This window comes from Paenibacillus sp. FSL K6-1230, from assembly GCF_038002385.1.
Taxonomy (GTDB): Bacteria; Bacillota; Bacilli; order Paenibacillales; family Paenibacillaceae; genus Paenibacillus; species Paenibacillus massiliensis.
The window spans coordinates 3,371,033-3,391,679 of record NZ_JBBOCK010000001.1; the positions used below are offsets into that span (position 1 = coordinate 3,371,033).

General features: G+C 44.2%; 25 protein-coding genes. 1 reads left to right on the forward strand and 24 read right to left on the reverse strand.

Annotation, left to right across the window (positions count from 1 at the left end):
- The 3 genes from MKX74_RS14665 to MKX74_RS14675 are packed head-to-tail and all read right to left on the reverse strand — an operon-like array spanning position 1 to position 1,305.
- A complete protein-coding gene (locus MKX74_RS14665; RefSeq protein ID WP_341178923.1) occupies positions 1-258 on the reverse strand; it encodes a hemolysin XhlA family protein in 258 nt (85 codons plus the stop codon).
- Between the two features lie 56 nt (positions 259-314).
- A complete protein-coding gene (locus tag MKX74_RS14670; protein WP_341178924.1) occupies positions 315-500 on the reverse strand; it encodes a hypothetical protein in 186 nt (61 codons plus the stop codon).
- Positions 501-555: 55 nt separating this feature from the next.
- On the reverse strand, positions 556-1,305 hold the full coding sequence (locus MKX74_RS14675; protein ID WP_341178925.1) for a phage antirepressor KilAC domain-containing protein: 750 nt from the start codon (positions 1,303-1,305) through the stop codon (positions 556-558).
- Positions 1,306-1,573: 268 nt separating this feature from the next.
- Here MKX74_RS14675 and MKX74_RS14680 point away from each other — a divergent pair, with 268 nt between their 5' ends.
- Positions 1,574-1,714: a hypothetical protein gene (locus tag MKX74_RS14680; RefSeq protein WP_341178926.1), complete on the forward strand. Its 141-nt coding sequence runs from the start codon at positions 1,574-1,576 to the stop codon at positions 1,712-1,714.
- 117 nt (positions 1,715-1,831) lie between these two features.
- Here MKX74_RS14680 and MKX74_RS14685 read toward each other — a convergent pair whose 3' ends face one another.
- The 21 genes from MKX74_RS14685 to MKX74_RS14785 all read right to left on the reverse strand — a co-directional run bounded on the left by MKX74_RS14685 (position 1,832) and on the right by MKX74_RS14785 (position 20,635).
- On the reverse strand, positions 1,832-2,509 hold the full coding sequence (locus tag MKX74_RS14685) for a DUF6338 family protein (RefSeq protein WP_341178927.1): 678 nt from the start codon (positions 2,507-2,509) through the stop codon (positions 1,832-1,834).
- A 69-nt stretch (positions 2,510-2,578) separates the two neighbouring features.
- The gene (locus MKX74_RS14690) at positions 2,579-3,169 is read right to left on the reverse strand and encodes a 2,' 3'-cyclic nucleotide 2'-phosphodiesterase (protein ID WP_341178928.1); all 591 of its coding nucleotides are present in this window, start codon (positions 3,167-3,169) and stop codon (positions 2,579-2,581) included.
- A 76-nt stretch (positions 3,170-3,245) separates the two neighbouring features.
- Entirely contained in the window at positions 3,246-5,384 is a 2,139-nt protein-coding gene (locus tag MKX74_RS14695; RefSeq protein ID WP_341178929.1) for a phage tail protein, read from the reverse strand.
- A gap of 12 nt (positions 5,385-5,396) precedes the next feature.
- Positions 5,397-6,026, reverse strand: coding sequence for a phage distal tail protein (locus tag MKX74_RS14700; RefSeq protein ID WP_341178930.1), 630 nt, complete (start codon positions 6,024-6,026; stop codon positions 5,397-5,399).
- Positions 6,027-6,055: 29 nt separating this feature from the next.
- Positions 6,056-6,196 carry an XkdX family protein gene (locus MKX74_RS14705; RefSeq protein WP_341178931.1) on the reverse strand — a complete coding sequence of 47 codons (141 nt, stop codon included), beginning with the start codon at positions 6,194-6,196 and terminating at the stop codon, positions 6,056-6,058.
- A 1-nt stretch (position 6,197) separates the two neighbouring features.
- Complete coding sequence (locus MKX74_RS14710; protein WP_341178932.1) at positions 6,198-6,635, reverse strand: hypothetical protein; 438 nt, start codon at positions 6,633-6,635, stop codon at positions 6,198-6,200.
- Complete coding sequence (locus MKX74_RS14715; protein WP_341178933.1) at positions 6,632-7,747, reverse strand: pyocin knob domain-containing protein; 1,116 nt, start codon at positions 7,745-7,747, stop codon at positions 6,632-6,634. The genes MKX74_RS14710 and MKX74_RS14715 overlap by 4 nt, the downstream gene beginning before the upstream one ends.
- 51 nt (positions 7,748-7,798) lie before the next feature.
- Positions 7,799-8,209, reverse strand: a complete 411-nt coding sequence (locus tag MKX74_RS14720; protein ID WP_341178934.1) for a phage tail fiber protein — start codon at positions 8,207-8,209, stop codon at positions 7,799-7,801.
- A 12-nt stretch (positions 8,210-8,221) separates the two neighbouring features.
- Positions 8,222-8,776 (reverse strand): phage tail domain-containing protein, encoded by a 555-nt coding sequence (locus MKX74_RS14725; RefSeq protein WP_341178935.1) that lies wholly within the window; start codon positions 8,774-8,776, stop codon positions 8,222-8,224.
- Complete coding sequence (locus MKX74_RS14730) at positions 8,776-14,148, reverse strand: phage tail tape measure protein (RefSeq protein WP_341178936.1); 5,373 nt, start codon at positions 14,146-14,148, stop codon at positions 8,776-8,778. The genes MKX74_RS14725 and MKX74_RS14730 overlap by 1 nt, the downstream gene beginning before the upstream one ends.
- Positions 14,149-14,227: 79 nt before the next feature.
- Positions 14,228-14,539: a hypothetical protein gene (locus tag MKX74_RS14735; RefSeq protein ID WP_341178937.1), complete on the reverse strand. Its 312-nt coding sequence runs from the start codon at positions 14,537-14,539 to the stop codon at positions 14,228-14,230.
- Positions 14,514-14,852 (reverse strand): hypothetical protein, encoded by a 339-nt coding sequence (locus tag MKX74_RS14740; RefSeq protein ID WP_341178938.1) that lies wholly within the window; start codon positions 14,850-14,852, stop codon positions 14,514-14,516. The genes MKX74_RS14735 and MKX74_RS14740 overlap by 26 nt, the downstream gene beginning before the upstream one ends.
- Before the next feature lie 65 nt (positions 14,853-14,917).
- Positions 14,918-15,706 (reverse strand): hypothetical protein, encoded by a 789-nt coding sequence (locus MKX74_RS14745; RefSeq protein WP_341178939.1) that lies wholly within the window; start codon positions 15,704-15,706, stop codon positions 14,918-14,920.
- 42 nt (positions 15,707-15,748) lie between these two features.
- The gene (locus tag MKX74_RS14750) at positions 15,749-15,946 is read right to left on the reverse strand and encodes a hypothetical protein (RefSeq protein ID WP_341178940.1); all 198 of its coding nucleotides are present in this window, start codon (positions 15,944-15,946) and stop codon (positions 15,749-15,751) included.
- Between the two features lie 9 nt (positions 15,947-15,955).
- Entirely contained in the window at positions 15,956-16,390 is a 435-nt protein-coding gene (locus tag MKX74_RS14755) for a hypothetical protein (protein WP_341178941.1), read from the reverse strand.
- Positions 16,387-16,794, reverse strand: coding sequence for a hypothetical protein (locus MKX74_RS14760; protein ID WP_341178942.1), 408 nt, complete (start codon positions 16,792-16,794; stop codon positions 16,387-16,389). The genes MKX74_RS14755 and MKX74_RS14760 overlap by 4 nt, the downstream gene beginning before the upstream one ends.
- Positions 16,795-16,961: 167 nt before the next feature.
- Complete coding sequence (locus MKX74_RS14765; RefSeq protein ID WP_341178943.1) at positions 16,962-17,534, reverse strand: hypothetical protein; 573 nt, start codon at positions 17,532-17,534, stop codon at positions 16,962-16,964.
- 10 nt (positions 17,535-17,544) lie between these two features.
- Positions 17,545-18,111 (reverse strand): hypothetical protein, encoded by a 567-nt coding sequence (locus MKX74_RS14770; protein ID WP_341178944.1) that lies wholly within the window; start codon positions 18,109-18,111, stop codon positions 17,545-17,547.
- Positions 18,108-18,518, reverse strand: coding sequence for a hypothetical protein (locus tag MKX74_RS14775; RefSeq protein ID WP_341178945.1), 411 nt, complete (start codon positions 18,516-18,518; stop codon positions 18,108-18,110). Before MKX74_RS14775 ends, MKX74_RS14770 begins: the two co-directional genes overlap by 4 nt.
- Before the next feature lie 62 nt (positions 18,519-18,580).
- A complete protein-coding gene (locus tag MKX74_RS14780) occupies positions 18,581-19,582 on the reverse strand; it encodes a hypothetical protein (protein ID WP_341178946.1) in 1,002 nt (333 codons plus the stop codon).
- Between the two features lie 3 nt (positions 19,583-19,585).
- The gene (locus tag MKX74_RS14785; protein WP_341178947.1) at positions 19,586-20,635 is read right to left on the reverse strand and encodes a 3-oxoacyl-ACP reductase; all 1,050 of its coding nucleotides are present in this window, start codon (positions 20,633-20,635) and stop codon (positions 19,586-19,588) included.
- Positions 20,636-20,647: the final 12 nt, after the last annotated feature.

Sequence of the window (20,647 nt, forward strand, 5' to 3'; positions counted from 1 at the left end):
TCACATACCTCCTAGCTTAATGACTGTTACAATAGCTCCGATGACTATGGGAATAAGAGCACCAGCAACTGTACGCCAAAGCCATTTATGAGCTTCTTCAATGCGATCCAGCCGGTGGTGTGCAGACTTCGCCGATTGAGCAGCTGCAGTAGCAACATCCCTAACATTAATGGCTGAATCAAGCTTTTCTTCAATATTGTCTATTTTGGTTTCGACTCTTGTTATACGCTGCAATGTTTCTACTTGTGGATCTTGCATCGTTTTCTCTCACCTCCGATCAGGAAATTTTTCCTGAGCAATTTGGACTGCAATTCCTACTCCTCGTTCTCTTTGAAGCGGATGTCTGCCAATGCATTACCTACTGCTATATCCAACCCCTCAAGAATTTCTTTCCCTCGTGCTGGCTGAGTAGATATTACAGCCGAAATGACTTGAGTTAACTCTTCAACCGGCTGCGATAAGTCTAATTGAATATCTAACGTAGATTTTATCTTTGCCACGATCCTTCTCACCTCCTTTGAAAAGAAAAAGAAGGCTCCTGAATGGACGCCTCCTCTACTCTCCTCCATAAGTTTTCAGTAACCATTTACGGCCCAATTGAGTGAATCTACGGTGATAAATGACCTTCCCGTTATCCAAAACCTCTTGTTTAATTTCAACATATCCGCAATCTGCATATTTGCTGTACAGTAACCAAGTGTCATTTTGTCTGAATTGAATCTTTCGATTACCCAGATCATTATTCAATGCAATCGCTGACTTGAATCCAAGTTCTTTGGCGATCTCGGTGGCGGTATAAGTCTTGTTAACGTGCATAAGAATAGCATTCGTTCGCTCAGCCTGGACTCTGGCAGCGCGTTCCTCCTTAAGCTTTGTCAGCAGTTCGATCCCAAAGTCAGGGTTATTAAGAATGTTGTCAATTACATTGTCTGTAGCGTAAACTCCATGTTTTTGGATTGAAGGAAGAATGTCTTCATATAGCCAATCTTGAAACGCCTCTGCCTTCGGCTGACTAGATTGTCCAAGCACACGATTTAAAGCAAAACTTGTCACAAAAGCCTCTCCTGCATTGTTCATTTTTCGGACATTCCGATTCAGAATGTCCGAATTTTTCACTCGAAATATATGAGATTCTTTGCAGAACTTCAATACATTATTGGTCGCCTTTTCCCCTTGATATTCCAGTATTACAGCAATGTCTTTTGCACTTATTAGAAAATCACCTTTGAAATCAATCCCGACGTCTTCCCTTGTCAATATTGTCACTTCATGCTGATTTTCAAAGACAATCATGCCTTTGCTCATTCTTCACCACTCCTATAATTTGTTTCGAAACGTAAAATAAGCCCCTGAGTTATCAGAGGCTTTCATACTTGTATTTTAGAATCATTTTGTTGCTGTTGTAGTACGGATTTAAAGATTCCCCATCTTTGTAAGGATGTAAATCTTCTCTTCCAGTTAAGACAGAGGCTTTACTGTGTCTAAGTATATTTCATTTTCGGCACTTTACTGTGCAAAAAGGATTCCATACACACCATGTCGAATTATGGAATATTGGAAGGGAGAGGGGATCATGTCAGATAAACATGTTGAGCATAAACACAGTAACTATTCAGTCGAGAAAAAATCCGCTAGATTGGTTGAGCCAAACAAAATTAGTGGTAGTAGTAATAAAAATGATTCCTCAAAAACATCAAATGGAGGTAAAAAATGAGTGATTTCAATAAGCCCGCAAATTCGCCAAAGCAGTCTAACTCTCCAGTTGGAGAACAAAGGTCCGTGGACAAGCCTAGCGCTCGAATTTCTTCTGCTGATCCTAAGAAGAAGTAAGTTATTCCTTATGTTGTGCATCCTCTATAGCTTCAGGATCAAATATTTTAATATAAACTCCTGTTTTGGCATCGTATAGAATCTGAATCACAGGGATAGTATGTTCCTCGACCAATTTAGTGAAGAAATCTACATCTTTCAAACTAAGATAGCGTTCTGGCTCAAAAGTCCGGGACGCTTTCACTATGTTTCCAATAATAGGTTTTTCCTCTTTATTTATTTTGCCAATCTCCACAACTTGACTATCATTTTTCCCGAAAACTTCATCCCAAACTGAAGGAGTTTCAGAAAACGGTGCTATTCCACGTTTTTCGCGAATTTTATTTATCAATGTTAAATGGTGTTTGTAAATTTTTGTCGCCCAAATCCAACCCATAGTGAAGCTAACAACTACACTAAGAACTAAAAAGACTGCTAAAAAAACAATATTATTGGATTCCCTTTTCAATAAATCTAGTGACCACACAAAGTCCATTTTTCCAAAATAGCGTGATAAAAAAATGACGCCATTATATATCAGCAATGTTACAAAGGAAGTCGGCAACCATAAAAGAGCAGCTACAGCCGTAAATTCTCCGGGAGTGTGTTTTACTACAGGGTTAATTCCAAAAGATTGAATCCAAAAATACAATAAGAATCCTGGGAGAATAAACACTATTGCTCCAATAAAGTTCTCCAATTACTTCACCTACTCCAGTTCATACTTAGAGCCCTCCATACTAAGAGGGCTCCTGTGACATTACATATTTTACTTATTAGCTAATGCTTCATTAAGTAGCTTTAGATCATTTTTGACTTCAACTAATTTTGACTTTGCATCATCCAATTTTGCTTTGTCTTCTTCAACACTTTTACTGATGTGATCAAGAATGTTTTGATCATCACCAGCTGCACTAATTCGCTTGTCTACTCTTGAAATAGCTTTTTCATATGAATCAATATCACGTTCCAAGGCAACTACCCATTCAGCTGCATTGTCTCTTTTTTCCTCTATCAGATTCTTAGGCAAATGTGAATATGGGTTGCTGATTACCACTTCGCTCTTAGCCTCAGTATTAGTGCTAATGTTAGGCTCAGCATTCGTTCTGATTTCAATCGTTTTCCCGTTCACCACAAGATCAGCTCCCAATGAATCGGAAACAGCGCGAAGGGGAACATGAGCTTTACCATCAACGACAATCGCGCTTTCAGACAACGCAGATCCGTTCACACGCACATTATATTCTCCGTCCACTGCCTTTCCGATCAAAGAATTAATTTGTTCTGCAGCAGCTCCACCAGCTGTTGCAAGAATTGCTCCCAGTAAAACACCGACGCCCAAGTACATCTTTTTGTTCATTGAAATACCTCCACCAATAGTCTGTTTGTCCTAATAGTAACATTGGAAGATATTGTCGTAAACCAGATTGTCCAAATTAATCAATAGGGATGTTAACCGTGGCCACCGTGCTACCACGGCTATAAAGTTTAAGATTTCTTGTGCGATTATCAAATTCAGCATTAATAACCATATCCTCAAATATCTGCACTCTAATGTTGGAAATTTGATCTCTGATATTTCGTAATTCTTCATCTAGACCATCAATGTGATACTGTTTTAGGCCCTGCACTTCCGTGGCGTCATCAAAATTCACTGGCCCCTGAAGATATGTGTAGTCATCTCGAGATCTGATGTATACTCCACCCATATTACCAATACGTATACCGTTCGAATCTGCATAAATCTCTCCAGCAGCACTACCTCTATCTGAAAATACCAAGTGGCCACCATTAGAAGTTTGTCCCAGAGAGATTGCCTCTTCTCCACTAGAATTGTATGCTGTAAGACCACTAGAATTAATTTCTATCCTTCGTCCAGTTTTCGCCGTGCGAAACAAGGCTCCTGTAATAACTCCTCCTTCTATTTCATTACCAATTAAAGCACTTGTTCTAATAGTAGTAGATCTAATATTAGAAGCGGTAAGGTTAGAGGTAGTAATATCTGATGACTGCATCTGTGAGTTGTCTATTTGCCCGGTAAGTTTGATTGAGCGAGCTATAACATTGCCCTGCATATCTACCCGGAACGGAGCGCTATTGTAATCGTCATGACCAGCACTGATTCCGTTGGTATTGATCTTGGTCACATTGTTACCTGATCCAATGACCAAAGAAACGAAATTGCCGAGCTGCCCGACAATCTGTTCTGCTACAACCCCATAGGCCGTAATAGCCGTTCGAGCCGTTTGGCCTCCGTCTGTGGTTAAAACTACTCCGTTTGAGGTCATAATGACCTGATTCAGTACATTGGTCTGATCTTGTAGGATAATCCCTCGTTGATCGTATTTGATTTCCGTTTTAGAGTTGTTTATGTCGATTACGGCCTGCTTCGCAAAGGACTCGAACACCTCCGTCCGGATTTTCCCGTTACTGAAGAGATTGTTAACAATGTTCTTATTCCGTTCCAGATCCGATATGATATCCGCATAATCTCGAAGATTGATGTTGGAAATAGTCGGTTCTGAATGTTTATCTCTACTGTACGGATATTCTGTAAGCTCTGTGATCCGGGCTTTTAGCTTGTTCATGTCCATTCCAGGATCAATACACATGACCGTATCGCCCAAGTGCGGATGTGGCTCTGTGTTGTCTATCTTGAATAAATCGGCTGTCGAAACAGTGAGTTCCAAGGAGACAACTTCTTGCTCTCGTAGAGCCTTTCTTGTAGCTTTGAGCAAGTCCTCAGCCTCTTCAATGTCTTGCTCAATGATTTCCCCATCGTAAAACGGGACCGAGTCACTGGCCCAATATTGAGCGTAAGGGGATATCAAATAGTTCACAGCCAGCTTACCGTTTACAATGGTACCCGGCACCCCTGAAAGTAAGCTGCGCTCCTCATCAGTCAAAAGAGAAGCGTCCATTCCTATAAACGTCCTGCCATCCTTCATCTGCGCGAACATGCGCGTTACCAGTGATTCTCCTTTGTCTTTAAAGGAACTGGAGACAATGTTCTTCTTAAGCCGGTACTGTAGTCCGTTGTCTGCCCCGATTTTCTTACGGAGGTTGATAACGAAATTATCAGGCTCCACTTCACATTCATACATTTGAACAATCTTGTTCAGAGCTTCTAAACACGTCCCGCGTCCGAAATCCTTCACATCATGGAGATCAAATGTGTCATGTATGGCAAAAGTGAATCTCCCTCCTGTTGCTGCAGTAATCAAATCAGTGAGTTGCTTGATATGGATTCCATAGGCTTCCGCAATATAAGAGGCATATGGAAATTTAAAATCATTCAGCTTGAACATGACATGGTTACAATATATATTTGCCGTCAGTTTCCGTCCTTCACGCGACCGGCTCCGGGACTGAATGACATAAAATTGACCACGCTCATCTTGAACGTGGCCCTTGATTGCTAGCTTCTCGCGATAATCTTCGCTAGTCATCGGCACCATGAAAGTTAATTCATGGTCACTGTTAATGCGCCTGCGGCGTTGAATATCAAAAGAGTCTACTAATGTCCCGACCCTTCGCATATTTTTATCAAAGACTTGCATAGTAGGAGTAGGCATACCAAACCTCCATTAGTATAAATATTTGTCACGGTGTGTAATCCGGAAGAGAATCGTCCGGCCGGTCTCCGGGTCTGTCCAGGTGATATTGTTACGACCGAGGTTAAGGTCAAAGAAATCACCGTTGTATAGATGGGATACATTCTGCCCATTCCGGGTTATCTTGAATTTCCCTGAGTCGATAGTAATTACATCGCCCGGAGCAAATACGTCAGTCAATTCAATGTAGTCCGTATGAAATTTGGACAGTTCCGCTGATAAATTTCCAGCACCAGACATAGGGACAACTTGTAGGCTAATCTCGCGGATAAAGTCCGCAGCGGCTACACGGCCCTCCCCGGACATCTCAGCAGCTTCCAGCACGTATTCACGTATGAAGTCGGCTTGTACTGCCCCCTCCCCGGATAACGAGGCGGCGGCGGTCATATCCAACACAAACTCCAATACGTATTCGGCAACAGTCCCCGGCTCGGTCGTATTAAAGGCCATTAAGTTAAATCCATTGTCGCTGTCTGCGCCCTCCGTCTCCAGTTTGCGAGAATAAATCTGCCCTGTGCCGGAAAGATGGGCGGAGAGGTCTAGGGTGACCCCCTCTTCACTTCCCGCGTTGAAGCTTAAGTTGTTAAATCCTCCACCGAACATAGCGCCCTCCTTTTCCCGATCGCTTGGGATTATGCGAAGACTACACTTGTAATGGTCTTATATTCATCCGTGGTAATTTCGCCAAATGGGTTGCTGTCCGTCTTGACGGCACCTTTCAACGCCTCAGCGGTTACCCATTTCCATTGATAAGCCATTTGCCAAAATGTCATATTACTCAGCTCCTTTAAGGTTAATTAACTCTAATTTTGTAGCAGCCAGTTCCACTCCGAGATTGCTAATCATTTGCTGCTGCTGAATACCAGTCAGTTTCGCCGCCGCAAGTTCCTGGCCTAATGAGCTGACAGCAGCAGTCTGCTGCATAGCCTGTAGCTTGACCGCAGCTAATTGCTGTCCAAGTAGCTCTGTTTCGGATGGTTTAGCCGTCCCCTTGACGATCAGGCCACCGTCCAGCGCTGTCTCGATCTCCCGTTGTTCGATAACTGCACCCTCCGGCATTGGATTAGTCACAACGTCCTCATACACAGCATCCTTGACAATTAAGCCCTCATCATCGTACTCCGCTGGCGAGACTAGGACACGCTGAATCTGCTCATCCCAGGGGCCGATATTGATTACTTGGCCATCTAATATGACTACATCTTTTATCATTTTACGGCCCTCCATCCTGTGTTACCCGTGCCTGTTTCTTTGATGTATAGCGTTTCTCCAGCGTATCCATCCGATCTAAGGTATAACCTTCCAACGGGCGCCGTAACTGCCCCTTCTGGGCTACCGCTACCAATCGTCGGAGCGGCGTGCCTAAGATACCGCAAACTTGTCCAAGATCCATCTGCATTTAGGAAAAGGACATCGTCTCCCCGAAACCTTAATACAGCTTGATCTGTTGAGTCAGTTTTTCGTCTTATATCAGTTGCTGTACCTTCCCAAGTGGTTCCGTTTTCCGTTCTTACTTGGCGGATAAATAGTCCTGACACGTTATTCGTCATAGCCGTCCCAAAGTAAGCAGTATCCAAACTACTGCCTACTGTATCTCCCAGCTTCCCCGCATTCACTGATAGAGGTCCTATCATCATGCCACCAAAAGACGTTATATCCTTTGACCATGGGTTCCACGCCGATTCCGTCCTACTCCGGCTCCAAGTTTCGCCAGTAGGTGTAGCTGTATACCTTTGAGTAATATATGCTCCAGCTACAGCGACCACAAGCACACCATACATTTGCGCCCCCGTAATACCTGGCGGAGCGTTTGTAGATGCTCCATTAGTATATACATATACTCCCATTTGAGTAGCTGCGTCCCAATTTGTTGGTATATTTCCACGTGGGACATGCCCGCTGTTCGCCAAATCATAGGCAAACTTAACGGAGTTAGCCGTCGCAGCCAGCGCTTGAGACGCACTGTCTACTCCGTTATATAGTTGCGTAATCCCCTTTTGAGTAAGTGAGGCATCCTGTGTCTTGTTAGCTACTTCAGTTGCTAGATTCGCAATGTCAGTGGCCAGTTCAAGAATATTTTGCATTCCAGAGTCATGGTCATAAGCGGTATAGTTTCGAGCGACTCTTGTTCCTGACGGCCACGCACGCGGCGTACCCTGGAATCCTCTTACACAGCCCATCAGTATATCGTCCTCAATGCTAGTGTATGTGATCGTTTCAGCTACATCTCCGTTGCCGATAACTGCAATACCTTCGCCCTGTAGCAGCACGGCAGCATTTTCTACTGCGATTTCTGTTTGAGTATCGGTAATCAGTTCTGTCAACTCAGTTTTTGGGCTGTTGACTACCGCTGCATACATCTTCTCCACTCTTCATCACCCCTCGTCTACTTTAATTTGTCCTGCAAGAAACCGCAGAGTATCATTGGTCTGCACAGTACGCGGCGTCTTAACTGCTCCGTGATACAGTAAGTTCCCTCCGCTCGCCGCTGTCCTAATCCCGATATGCGTCACCAGTCCCCAATCAGCGCTGGCCGTGGGAAATGATATGTCTGCTGCGCTCTGCACAATCGCCTTGCGGTCAGCCAATGTTGGCGCGCTGAAGGTCACTACTCGCCGTGCATAGCCTCCACCGCTTACCTCAGCCCCCGTATCCCCATCGGTAGGCGCTGAGGTATATAGAGCAATATACAGCGTAGTCGGTGATGCAAAGGTCACTCCACGCAGCGCTGCATTAATACACGCCTGTTTCCAGTAGTTGCTTTTGCTTAATAATGCATCTGCCAATCTAAAAACCTCCTAATCCACCTGGTATTCATTTCTGATTGTGAAATTACGAATGGTGTTACTCCCGATGTTGGTTAATACAATAATAGGACTTGCCCTTTTATCTCCTGTAGAAATTACACTTACTGTTTGAGGTGACTGAGTAATCGTTACTTCGATGATATTCTCGTCACTCTCCGGGAATGGACGCTCCCCCATTTTTATAGGTATGGTGAGTTCCCCATCGAAAAGGATTTTTTCAATATCCAACGTACCAGCATAGCGTCCGATATATCTCCTTCCTGGGAGATCAGCAAACGTGAATACGGTATCCCCTTTTTTAGCATTAAAAAGAGCCGCAACTTGAGCGACTCTTCTATGGTAATCAAGGGTAGTATCGTCTGCCATAATGACACATTCCAGGTTGATTGTCCGAGCAGCATAGGTGCTACCAAAATCAAGTTCGCCGTCTCGCTCAGCAATTTCAAGACTATAATCCTTTGTCGGTGGCAGCACAGGAATATCATGTCTCTTTAACCCCAGTCCGATTGATTTGAATGACACGCCATTCACCGTTGCATCAATCATTATGACTTACCTCCCCTCGCTTGCAATCTCCTCAGAAGATTGTCTCTCTCCGTCCAAAACACCTTTGCCGATGATTCGTCCGCAATGTAAGTGTCTCCTGAATTTATTGCGAACTGATTACTAATTTGCTGCGGATTCGATCCACCCGAAGCTAATGGCAGAGAGAACTCGGGCATTGAGAAATTGAGAGAAGGCATCCTGAAATTGATAATTTTTAATAGATTACTCTGTTGCTGATCGTTTAGATACATCTCCCCCGCCCGAGCAATAACGGGGACCTCTGCTCCTCTGTCTCCTTGGACTATGCCGCCTGAATGAAATTTTTGGAGTTTGCCCGTGTCTTTCTTTATTTTATATTTTTGTCTAAGCGCTTCGTTCTCTGCATGAGCCGCAGCTTTTTCTTCCTTACTACCGCTGTACCATTTGTCTATGTTGGCATTGTAGCGTGCTAGATCCCTATCTTTTTCAGAAATCGAATTTGTAGTAGTATCCAACGAAGTTGAGATTGAAGTGTTGCTTATTTCAGACATCTTAGCAAGATAGTCAGCTATAAATTGATCCAACTGGCGTAATATTTCAGCGTTTTTATTGGATTCAGCGATTATTTGGGCATTATTTAGGTCTTGGGCCTTAGACCCTACACTATCGCTATATTCGTCATATTTACTGGCGAGTTGGTCGTAATGCTGTTTGGCAGCTTCGATCTGATCGCTGTAATCCTTTTCGCGATCCGATTTTTCGTCTTGAAGCTTTTTCTTCTGGTCTTCCAGCCCTCGCTTAGCCAACGTTCGGTTATGCTCCCGCTGCAAGTCCTCAATGTCCTTTTGGACCTGCTTTCGTTCAGCGATTCCCTCTGGACCAACAGCAGATTCGAGCAGTGCAAGTCGTGCCTGTTTCTCAGCCATCGCGCGTTCGTAGTCTTCATCTTCATTGTCCGTTTGCATCTTGGCTAGCAAATCGTCTATGGCCTTGATCTTGGCATCCTGCGCCTCGACAAAAGCATCGCGTTCAGCTTCGATTCTCTTAACTTCTTCGTCACGATTCTTTTCTAGTAATGCCTTCTCTTTTTTTGCTGCTTCCGCAGCAGCCTTTGTCTGAGACTCAAGAAGCTGCTTTTTCAAGTCGTGGACCTGCACATCTATCTCCATTCGCTGTTCAGATCCTTCTTTATAGAGGGCCTGCATTTTTGTCCACGCACTGAGCTGATCCGATACGGATATTTCCTCCATACTCTTGTAATAGCTGATTCGTTTTTGGAAATCGGATAAAAATTCATCCTCTAATGCCTTACGCTTCTCGTGAATGTTTTTTTGCAACTGAAAGCTTTGTTCAGCAGTTCTATCTCTGTCATTACTCATGCGGACATAAGCATCATATTCCATCTTAAGAATGGCGATTTTGCTTTGTCCAGCCATCTCCAATTTCGATATTTCTCTATCTATCCATTTCTCACTATTCTGATACCGCAAATCGTTATATTGGACACTCAGATCATAAATCTGCTTTTGAACCTCTCTCTGTTGAGCTGGTCGTAGATAGGACTTCTCCTGTTCCTTGGTGTAAAAATCAAGACTGGCCTTGACCATCTCGATTTCTTGCTTATTTGCTTGGCGCATACGTTCGGTTCGGCGTTCAAGATTCTCGACATCTTCTTGATATCTAGTGTCATTGAGTTTTTGCACGTCTCGGACGTATTGCTTCATTCCGTCCTTATCTTCCAACAAATACTGCTTGTGTCTTTGACCTAGGCGTTTGTATCCATCAATTTGTTGATCTATAGTCCACTCGCTACGTTCGGCGATATACCTAAAATTTTCCAAATCTTCTGAGTAAGCTTCTTTGCGTGCAGCAGCAGCCTTTTCTGCTGCTTTATCAGCATCACTCTTGCCTTTGTTTTTCTTGCCTGAATCAGAGCTTACACCAAAATTCTTATCCGTATATAGATTACCAAGTGCTTTTATCTTGTCGTCATAGACTTTCATTTCCTTAGCATATTCACTGTAAATATCTTCTATCTCTTTCTTGTTATCAACCTTTGTCTTATCCGAATCCAACTGCATCTGGAAGGGTGCTTTAAGAATACCTCTTATTCCAGTCATGCTATTAAGGTTGGATTGCATATCAGCAACTTCTTGAGGACTGCGTGCCACAACCCCATTTAACCTAGCTTTTAAATCTGCTAAGCTTCTGATTGCCTGAGCCTCTATGTCATATGCTTTTAATCTCTCGTCAGTCTGCACTTTTGTGATGAATGCGGATTCTTTTTCTGATTTAAGATCATCAATTGCTTTCTGCACTTTCGCCTTACGTAAAATTTCAACAGCATCGGTTTCAAATTTCCATCCATCCGCAGTCTTATAAATAGCAGAAGTCAGTTCCGGATATTTTAAAATGAGGGCCGTGGCTGCATCTGCATTAAGGGATTGTCCTTTTGACAAATCACTTAATAGATTGTTGATTTCAGAAACGGACTTGCTATTGCCTTCAATTTGTTCTCTTAGGTCTGCCAAGGCTACCTCTTGAGCCTTCGTTCCTTCTGCCGCTGTCCCTGCTTTCCCCGCAAATTGATCAGTCTCTATAGCAGCTTGGCCCAATTGCACGGCTACTTCAGCGGCAGAAGCAGCAAGTTCACGATTTTCTTTTTCTAGCCCGTTCACTTTTTCTTCTAACAATTTCACGGAATTAGATGCTTCATCCAAGCTTTTAAAAGTAAAGACGCTCTTGAAGAATTCGCCCATTTGGGACACCAAACTGTCTCGTACTTCTTGTAATTGCTTTCTCGCTTTATCCAATTCTTCTGTGTTTTTTTTCAATTGATCATCTAATTCATTTTGTTTGCCTGTTAATAAATTTTTACGAGCCTCATTTTGCTTCTCGATGAGCTTATTCAACGCATTAACTTGTACCTGAACTGCTTCATCGGTGTAGCCAGCTGCTTCAAGTTGCTTCGCACCTTCTTTTCCAAGGGTGATGACAAGGGCTTTGGACACTTCTTCGAGTTGCTTCTTGACTTGCGTCTCTCTTTCAACAGAACCTGAGCTTAATTTAAGCGATTGCTCTAATGAGCGGTGGGCACTGACTAATTTAGGAAGCAACTCTATCTGACGTTGATATTGGCTCACCATCTGTTGAGCTGCCGCGTCTTCATCCTTCAGGTTTTGCATTCTTTCTCGGGCAGCTTTTTCGGCTTTACCGCTTTGCCAAACGACCAGTGCAATTGCTCCAGCCAATAATGATAGACCAGCAGTAGCAGCGGCCATTGTTACTGTAGAAACGGCTTGTGCTCTAGTTAGAGCTGTGGTTGCTACAGCTGATGCTTGTGTTGCGGCAGTTTTCTGAACAGTAGATAGTATTGCACCTTGAGAAGTTACAATGTTTACTTCGTTTGCAGTTGTATTAGCTGCTACAGAAACTGTTTCTGCTGCCTTAGCTGTCGTCAAGACTTTTACAGCGGCTACTACATTCATTATTGGCCCACTTAACGACCTATAGGCGAGCAATAATCCCCCTATTGCTGCTGTCCCCTCAAAGACGCCTGTAGGAACCTTGGTGAGTCCTATCAGTAGTTGATCTATGGCATCAAGAACATCCTTAATTGTTCGGCGAAGCCCATCATCTCCAGCATTATTGAATATTTCTAACAACGAAGCTCTAGTTTGCACCGCCTTTCTCTGGATGGTGTCCATTTGAACCTTGAGGTATTCCAGTGTTGATCCGCTCGAACCGATAGAAGCAGCTGTGCCTAGTAAAATATCGCCAGCGTTTAATGAAGCAGCTAGTTTCGCATATTGATAGACCCCACGCGAAATATCCGCGTAAGACTTTGTCAAATCATAGTTTTTATCTATGACCTTAGTAGATAAATCAAGCAGAATATCTTCCGCTCTCCTCCATTGTTCTTGACCATCCACAACCTCTTTGGTTGCAACACCCAAGCGCTCAATTTCGGAAACGGCTTTATCAGTACGTATTGTACCGAGTACCGTTTTCCACATGTTACCCAGGTTCTCACCACTGAGCGCCGTGTTACGGACACCCGCACTGATAAGACCATTCATGAAGTCGAATGACACACCTGTTTCCGCAGCAATCTTACCAGTCCGCTCAAAAGCTGCGCCTAAGTCACGAGCCGGCGCCATCGTGTCATGCGCCACTTTCGACCAGGAATCTAACACTCTTCCTCCGAGCACCATTGCATCATTACTGTCCTTGACTTGGACCCCGTATTGAGCAAAAGTAGACTCCATTGATTTTGTTGCATCTTCAAGCGAAACAAGGTCCACAGTGGAGAGCATAGTGGATTTGCGTACCATCTCCTGTACCACTCCAGCATCCTTGTACATCCGTCCCCATAGACGTGCTGATTCAGTCACATCCATGATTTCTGCACCAAGATCGTGTGCAGTTCTAATAAATTTGGTTGTCTCGTCATGAAGCTTCTGAGTATTCATGACCATTTCTTTTGTGCCTTCGTTATATTCCAGGAAGTAATGCTCGTTTGTCTGGATATATCCCGCCATATTGGATTCTATCCCTACTAATCCTTCTTTAAGGGCTTCCTGTACTTTGTGCATAGCTGTATACGCCGTATTAAATACGAGTGCATGGGTAGCCATATCTCCTACTCGACTCATCCAATTAGGAGTTGTACTGAAGGTTTGCTTCATCTGTGTTTCAGTTTGACTTAAAGAGCGCCGAATCTTCTGTTCTTCCTGAAGAACCTTCTCCCGGACTTGTGCCTCTTTTTGCTCTCTGGCACGTAACGCATTCACCCAAAACTTTTCATAGTCCTGTGCGTTCTTACGTGCCTGCTGCGCTTCTTTCTCTGCCAGTTGAGATATCTTCATCCGTATGGACTGTTCTTCCATTAAGACACGTTCACGCGTCCTGTCGTCAGTCCCAGCCCCTGAAACCTTTGCTGATATCTGACCTGTAGATGATGCTTTATTCTGTAAAGCCTCCATACGCTTCAGGTGTTCACGTTCCTGCTGTTCTATTGCATCCTCGCGCTTTTTTACAATTGCCTGCTGCGCCCTCAGCTTCTCGTCGGTTATCTTATTAGCCTGATCCAATTGATTCTTCCGGGCCGTATTTAATTCAGCCTGTGCAGTACGCTGCCTTACAAGCGCTTCCGACTCAGCCAGAATCTTCTTTCTTCTATCTTCAGCCGAAAGAGCAAACTTATCCGCACTGCTGGCTAAGGACTTAAAATTCTTCTCACTGATTCCTAATTCAGCATTTAGAAGTTTAAACGATTCTGCATTGGCTCTTGCTCCACTGTCGATAACCTTGAATGCCGGTAATATCTTACTTGTATCCAGACTAATCCGAGCACCAACTACATCTTTACTTAAATCTGCCACCTTGTTCACCTCGCATATGGTTCAGGAAATTTTTCCTGCCCTGAATACAGAAAAAGAGGTCTCCTGCATGATAGCGGAGACCTCTACTTTATTTATGGAAGAACCCAAGATCAGATAATGACTTGACCTTCTTCGGTTTTTTGTTCTCGACTTTGCCGCCGTGAAGAATGATTTCGAATTCCCGTTTTCTGTTCTTGGCCTTCATGAGTGCTCTGATCTTCGGAATGGTCATATTTGGCCATTCCGAATCAGATATCCCCTCGCTGATGCACAATGCCCAAAGCTCCAACCAATCCGTTTCCCGATCATCCTCAGTTTCTTCTTGATCTTCCTCATTATCAGATTCGTAATCTTCATCAGGCGGAAAGGACCCTTTATAGAAATCGTTCCAAGAGGACATCTAACTCCTTAATACCCTCTTCATTTACATTCTCGTATTCTTCGTCCGTCAATCCTTCAACCAATACAAGGTTAAAGGCTTCCTTGTGCAAAGCCTCAATCTTAGGCCAATCAACCTCAGCTCGATCTTCTGTAGCTTCCCATTTATCGCGCCCGATAGAAAAAGAGAACTTATATTCGTTGCCACTCATGAGTTGGCGCACTTGGCGTATCAAAGCAATAGTTCCGATTTTGACGTGTTTTACAATACCTTCACCAAGCGTAATTTCTGAGCCGATATTAAGAGTCTTGTCCAACTGCGTGTCCTCACTCATTAAATTGCCTCCTCAATGTATGTAACCCTCTGCTTGATTAGGCAGAGGGTTTAATATTAATTTGATTAGATGCCGAAAATGATTTCAACTGCATATCCGTTAGGGTTTTCAAGGGTTTTGTCTGGCTCCATAATTTCCAACGATAGTGTATTGCTGGTTGGTTTTTTTCTTTCCTGAGACACATCCAACGTGCCGCCACCAAGCGCTTTCCAAATTGTTAATTGGCAAGGAACCTCTTTTCCATCCCGGTCATCTACCAAGGAAAAACGGTGAACCAGCTTGAACGGCTTGGGACGGCGCGTGCCACTCAGCATACTTCTTGTCGAATTCTCCTTCGACCACTTGAAAGTAACGATAATCTGCTTATCATCATTGGCAGCATCAGATTTAATAACTCCATCTGCAGTGATTGTATACTGTTCTGCTGTTGGTGTGGATGCTACACGCGTAAGCTCCATCAATTTCCCTGTATCCTTATCTTTCAAGTAAACCTTGTCACTGGCTGCAACCAGCGTACCGCTGAATTTAGCAGGAGCTTTTACCTTGTATCCATCTGTTGGATCAAGAAAACCTTGTTCAGTTTCATCAAAGCTGACTGTGCCTTTCTCAGATTCGGCTCCCTGGGATAACTCTGCAAGAATATCCGAATAACGCGGAATTTCGATGCTAGCCTTATCAGCCAGATCCTGCGCCGTGTAGTGGAATGCATATCCGCTGTCGCCGCCCATGACCTTCTGCCAGTCGAATTGTAACTGCAATGTTACCTTTGTGATCTTGTCATCCAGAAACTTCAGCGTACCTCCAGTCTCGTATACCTGGACTGTTCCTACTCCGTCAAAAACTAATGGTTCCATAATTCATCCCCCTCAAAGTGAACACAAAAAGAACTGGCCAGATTATTTGACCAGTTCCCATAATCGTTTATCAATTTCTTCGATCCGTTTGTATTCCTCGGTATCACTATAGCCCTGAATTGGTTCCAAGTTACCCATGATACCCAACTTCTTAGCAAGGTTGATCTTCTCGGTGATCAGCTTTTTCAACTCCGAAGACTCTTTGTTGAGCACCGGCGGCTTAGATGCTTCTTCAGACATTTCATCACCTCAATTCGTTCTCAAGTAATCTACATCGAATATTGCCTTATACCCTTTAGCTCCCTGAATATCAGTTGCAAAATCAGTATCGTAGGCCAATACACAAAGATAAGACCTGAATCCTGGTACAGTTAATCTTCTTTCGTGTAGGACCTTGAACGCTTGCTCAAACATCAATTTAGCTTCATAAGATGTTTTCCCATAAAAATCAATGCAGAACTTGCCTTCAAAGACCAGCGGATTAGTCGCATACCGCCCCGGCATGACGTATTGGCAGATATGTGGAACTGTATCCTTACTAACTGTTATCTCTGGCTCCATACCCTTCGTGAATCGCTTAACGATTTCCTCAGAAGGTGATGAAGGAGAAAGCTTTAGCAGGGACATAAGCTCCGAATCTGATTTTAGCGCGTGCTGCACGGCATCAATAAGTTGTAGCCTCACTCCTTCACCTCCACGAAGTATTTATGATAAGGGAACTCAGTTATTACATGACTGATTCCCTCCAGAATACGATTCCGATTGGATTGGATAGCAACTCGTAGGAAGTATGTCGGCGGCGTAGCCTTGAATGATGGATCAATATCGCCTCGCTCTGCCAGTTCCTCCAAGTCAACACCAGCATATCCGCCCTTCGATTCTTTAATCGTTCCATCAATCGCACGGTATTTCCCACGAGTTCGTCCAACGATAACCCGGCTTCCTTTGGATCTTATCCGGTTCCATGCATCACTCTTCATGTAGGTGACAAGGCCGGGATTTTGGGTGCTGTCTGCCATTTTTGAGCCCTTGCCAAATTGCTCGAGCCATGCTTCCCAGTAATCTGCTGTAATATTGCCTGATATCATCTGATTTGCTAAGACGAACATATGCATTTCCAAATGATCACGAACTGCAGGATAATAGCGGATACCACTCTTTGCAGTAAGCAAGACAAGTTTTGTCAAACCAGTTATTTCAACAGTAAGCTTATTCTCCAAATCTTTCGTGGCCCGAACTGAATCATATCCCGTAATCATCGCCGATCCTCCGAAAGCTGAACATGCAGCAAATTAGGATACTTGATCCTATCTACCACATCCACCTGATATGTCTTGCTACCCATCACAATCCTATCGGGGGAAGATAGCTCAGGATCTTGAGGGTCCTTAACATCCACCGTAGTCTGCATTTGCAGAACGAAAACAGTGCTAGGTAATAACCCAGGCTCCTGCTGTCTCAACTGCGCAGTTACATACTGTGCAAAGCAGACAACGTCAGAAGCTGCAGTAACAAACTCTGTGCCTATCGGGTTGTCGTTTTCACCAAACAATTGCTGGTGTCTTTGAACTTCGACAACAGCAATTGTTTTTACCAGGGAGCAGTAGTTGTCCTGATCAACTGTTTTCCTCAGAGTTAGGACAAGGAATGTGTATTCCGTTTGCACCAAGGAACCACGATTCACAAGTGATTCAGGCGCAAACACGCCGTTATAGACGTATTCTTTACCCATTACTGTCGTTGCTTTAGTCTCCCTAGAGAGAATAACTGTATCCTCGTTTCCGTCCACCACGCAAGGAGTATGACGGTGTGAGAACTCGTAGAACATGTCGCATCACCTACCTAAAAGACCTATGTTCAAACTCTGACAGAAGATCGGCTATTTCTGGCGTGATCATGCTATTGCTGAAGTATTCAATACTATAGTCGAAGTCCTTCTTCGATTTAACATTGCTGTTCGGGTTCCCGACTAGCTGTCCTATGATCAGACCGCATGCCGCCTTGACTTTATCAGGGACTGTCTCCCAGCCGCTGATGTATGTTACCTCAAGTTCAGCGTAGGCCGATCCGAATGGAGAGTAGCCACACCAGACAGTGCCAATGTCCTTATCGATATCAATAGTGCTGATATCGGCAATAGGCTCAAAACCTGGAGGACCGAAGAAATTGCCCATTAACCCCTGTTTCGCTCTAGCCTTCACTTCTGAAACCTCTACAACCGGGAAGTAGGACAAATGCCCTCGCTGTTGATTGGTAAGCGGTATACGTTCCGCGTAAGTTTTAACTCCGATTTCACGCCTGCATCTGCCGTCGATGATCGCCGAAGCTCGGATGATTAGTGCCTCGGTTAGTTTGACTCCTGCCGGTACATAATCAGTATCAGTTAATTCAAGGTACTGACTCATTCTATATACCCAGCGTTAGCCAATTCATCTGCAAGCTCAATAGGGACCTGAGCCTCTCCATCCACAAAGTTCACGACAGTGCTCTTGAAATGTATTGTGTGAGCACCTTTCTTCTGACTCGGTGTACCTCGAAGAGACACTTTCCGAATAACGGGCTCCGGTTTCTCGATTTTAGTTTCCATGAAGGCTTGTTTGGCAGCGTTAAGTGCTGTCGTTTGAGCATCAAACTGACTCGGCTCTGCGCCATCAGTACTAACCAATGTTTCCGCTGCAGTAATAGCTTCCTGGAGTGAGTCCGCCGATTGTTGTGGGAACTGCCCATCGTCCTCACCGATCACCGATTTTTCAAGCAATGCTTTACTTTCAGCGATTGCATCCTTCAGCTTATCAAGGTTAGATTTTGCCATTCTATCATCTCCTTTCAGTAAAAGAGGCAGTCATCTGACCGCCTCCTGAATCTTAAATTTTATTAGCCTACTGCTGCAATTGTAGGGCGCTCAATTGTGCCGTAGGCATGCGCATAGCTTGGACCCTTAGCAACAGGAGCTCCATACTTGATACCCACATATTGCTCTTGAAGGCTTCCTGTTGTACCGAGTTGGAACAGGTAGATCCCTTTCTCACCTACATAGTGGTATTCGATCATAGGCTCGGTCACAATCGCAATGCCATAGTCGGTGTTCGATGCTGTTGTAGCATTGGTGGAAGAAGTGATAAATGGTTCCGGAATGATCGGCAAGAGTCCAGCGGCAGTCATAATAGCCAGTACTTCCAAACCAGCGACAGTTGTCTTCTTGATGTTACTGATTTGAGTTTCGTTGTTGGCTGCGTTACGTTCTTCCTCTTCCAAGTAATGGTGGGCTATTGGATGAATATAGATAGCGGTTGGCATAAGTTCATACAACTCACTCGCTACCATAGCAGCGATCTTCGCACGAATAGCCGAGACAATGGATGCTGTCGGCCCAACAGTGAATGTATTCGTGATTTGGGTAGCAATCCCCACATATTGGAGAGTTGCAGGCACTGCCAGGCCTGTATCAGTCCCTCTCCAAAGCGCCTTACCATGAGCAAGGCCGATACCGTTAAGCATATCGTTCAAATCTTTAGCCTTGAGTTCGGGGAAGTTGTTTTGTTGCTGTCCCAGCGTAATATCATAATGACCAAAATTCACTTGGTTTGTCAGAGCTTTGATCTTCACACCATGCGGTGTGCGTGTATTGCTGGTAGCCGTAGCCGATAGATTGCGAGGATCGACGAACGCGCCGCCATTAACTGTATTTTGTTCATAGTAAGTCGAAATGTCGCCTGTTGCCGGTACATAATTCAATCTTCCATCCAAGATAGAAGTCCGGCGCAATACATCTGTAATTTCCTTCTGAAAATCATCTGTGATGATTGCTCCCGGACCTTGAAATTGAGTAGCAGCAGCAATTTCGACGAATTGCGCTTGTCCTACGCGGTTATTCATATATTACACGCTCGCTTTCTTGGCAAATTCCTCTTTTGCCTGCATTTTAAGTTTCATTGAATCGGAAGAAGAGAGATTCAAAGCGTCTACCGAGGCACAGAAGGTCTTGTAATCAGGCTCTTCAGCACTTCCTGAGAAGGTTGCTCCAAATTTGGAGAGCAAACTTGCTGCGCTGAATGTTTTTCGATCCGGCTCAGGAGGAGGCGTACTCCCTGCCTTCAGATCCTTCAATTCCTTTTCCAGAGCATCCACCTTGTCCTGAGCAGCCTTCAAGTCAGCGGCAGCTTGTTCTTCTGCTGATTTTTGTTCCGCTTCGGCACTAGCAGCCTTCATAGCAGTAATATCTCCTTTAATAGAGCCCACTTCCGTAACCACGCTTTTCACGCTGGCTGTAATAGTCGTCATGCCTTCTTGTAGAGCCTTCATAGCATCTTCCATAGCTTTGATTTGTTCTGGTGTCATATCTACTTCCTCCTTGTTTTGTTTCGTATTACGAGCAGCAAAGCTCGTTGTTTTATAGGCAGCGGCATCCGCGAACAAGATAGCTGCCCCTGTGCCGCAAAACTCCATTACTTCGAGTACATTCTCCGCGTCAGTAGCATTCTGTACAGAAGCTTCCATTTCGAGTGATGCCCCAAATTGATATTCACTCCAGTTGTACTCGGCGGCTAATCCGTTGTAATAACGAATCGTTGCAACTACATCCGGGAAATCTTTGCCGTAAATGTACCCTTCAATCCAAGCATATCCATCCATTGCCCGGTATGCCTTTTCGATGACCGCCACCTTGAACCGAGGATCATGGTCAGACATGCCGTTGACATAATCAATGTTAAGTGCCATACCCACAAACGTATGAAGACACTGGTCACAAACACTGGATGAAATACGTATCAACTTTCCCCCAGCTCCATGAGGTGAACCCTCACTTGGTTGATCTACTGCAAATAACGTACATTTGAAAGGTACTTTATTCGGATGGCTACCTGCATCAGACATCTTAAAATCTTGAACACGCATTGTCTGTCTACTCATTTTCAACGTTTTAAGCACTTAGGTTCTCAC

Excerpts from the sequence above, each read along its gene's own strand:
- MKX74_RS14705 (WP_341178931.1), bottom strand. The coding sequence starts at position 6,196 with ATGACATTTTGGCAAATGGCTTATCAATGGAAATGGGTAACCGCTGAG.
- MKX74_RS14775 (WP_341178945.1), bottom strand. The coding sequence starts at position 18,518 with ATGGCAAAATCTAACCTTGATAAGCTGAAGGATGCAATCGCTGAAAGT.
- MKX74_RS14740 (WP_341178938.1), bottom strand. The coding sequence starts at position 14,852 with ATGAGTGAGGACACGCAGTTGGACAAGACTCTTAATATCGGCTCAGAA.
- MKX74_RS14760 (WP_341178942.1), bottom strand. The coding sequence starts at position 16,794 with ATGATATCAGGCAATATTACAGCAGATTACTGGGAAGCATGGCTCGAG.
- MKX74_RS14710 (WP_341178932.1), bottom strand. The coding sequence starts at position 6,635 with ATGATAAAAGATGTAGTCATATTAGATGGCCAAGTAATCAATATCGGC.
- MKX74_RS14725 (WP_341178935.1), bottom strand. The coding sequence starts at position 8,776 with ATGATTGATGCAACGGTGAATGGCGTGTCATTCAAATCAATCGGACTG.
- MKX74_RS14690 (WP_341178928.1), bottom strand. The coding sequence starts at position 3,169 with ATGAACAAAAAGATGTACTTGGGCGTCGGTGTTTTACTGGGAGCAATT.
- MKX74_RS14680 (WP_341178926.1), top strand. The coding sequence starts at position 1,574 with ATGTCAGATAAACATGTTGAGCATAAACACAGTAACTATTCAGTCGAG.
- MKX74_RS14665 (WP_341178923.1), bottom strand. The coding sequence starts at position 258 with ATGCAAGATCCACAAGTAGAAACATTGCAGCGTATAACAAGAGTCGAA.
- MKX74_RS14695 (WP_341178929.1), bottom strand. The coding sequence starts at position 5,384 with ATGCCTACTCCTACTATGCAAGTCTTTGATAAAAATATGCGAAGGGTC.
- MKX74_RS14770 (WP_341178944.1), bottom strand. The coding sequence starts at position 18,111 with ATGAGTCAGTACCTTGAATTAACTGATACTGATTATGTACCGGCAGGA.
- MKX74_RS14735 (WP_341178937.1), bottom strand. The coding sequence starts at position 14,539 with ATGTCCTCTTGGAACGATTTCTATAAAGGGTCCTTTCCGCCTGATGAA.
- MKX74_RS14765 (WP_341178943.1), bottom strand. The coding sequence starts at position 17,534 with ATGTTCTACGAGTTCTCACACCGTCATACTCCTTGCGTGGTGGACGGA.
- MKX74_RS14750 (WP_341178940.1), bottom strand. The coding sequence starts at position 15,946 with ATGTCTGAAGAAGCATCTAAGCCGCCGGTGCTCAACAAAGAGTCTTCG.
- MKX74_RS14675 (WP_341178925.1), bottom strand. The coding sequence starts at position 1,305 with ATGAGCAAAGGCATGATTGTCTTTGAAAATCAGCATGAAGTGACAATA.
- MKX74_RS14780 (WP_341178946.1), bottom strand. The coding sequence starts at position 19,582 with ATGAATAACCGCGTAGGACAAGCGCAATTCGTCGAAATTGCTGCTGCT.
- MKX74_RS14745 (WP_341178939.1), bottom strand. The coding sequence starts at position 15,706 with ATGGAACCATTAGTTTTTGACGGAGTAGGAACAGTCCAGGTATACGAG.
- MKX74_RS14700 (WP_341178930.1), bottom strand. The coding sequence starts at position 6,026 with ATGTTCGGTGGAGGATTTAACAACTTAAGCTTCAACGCGGGAAGTGAA.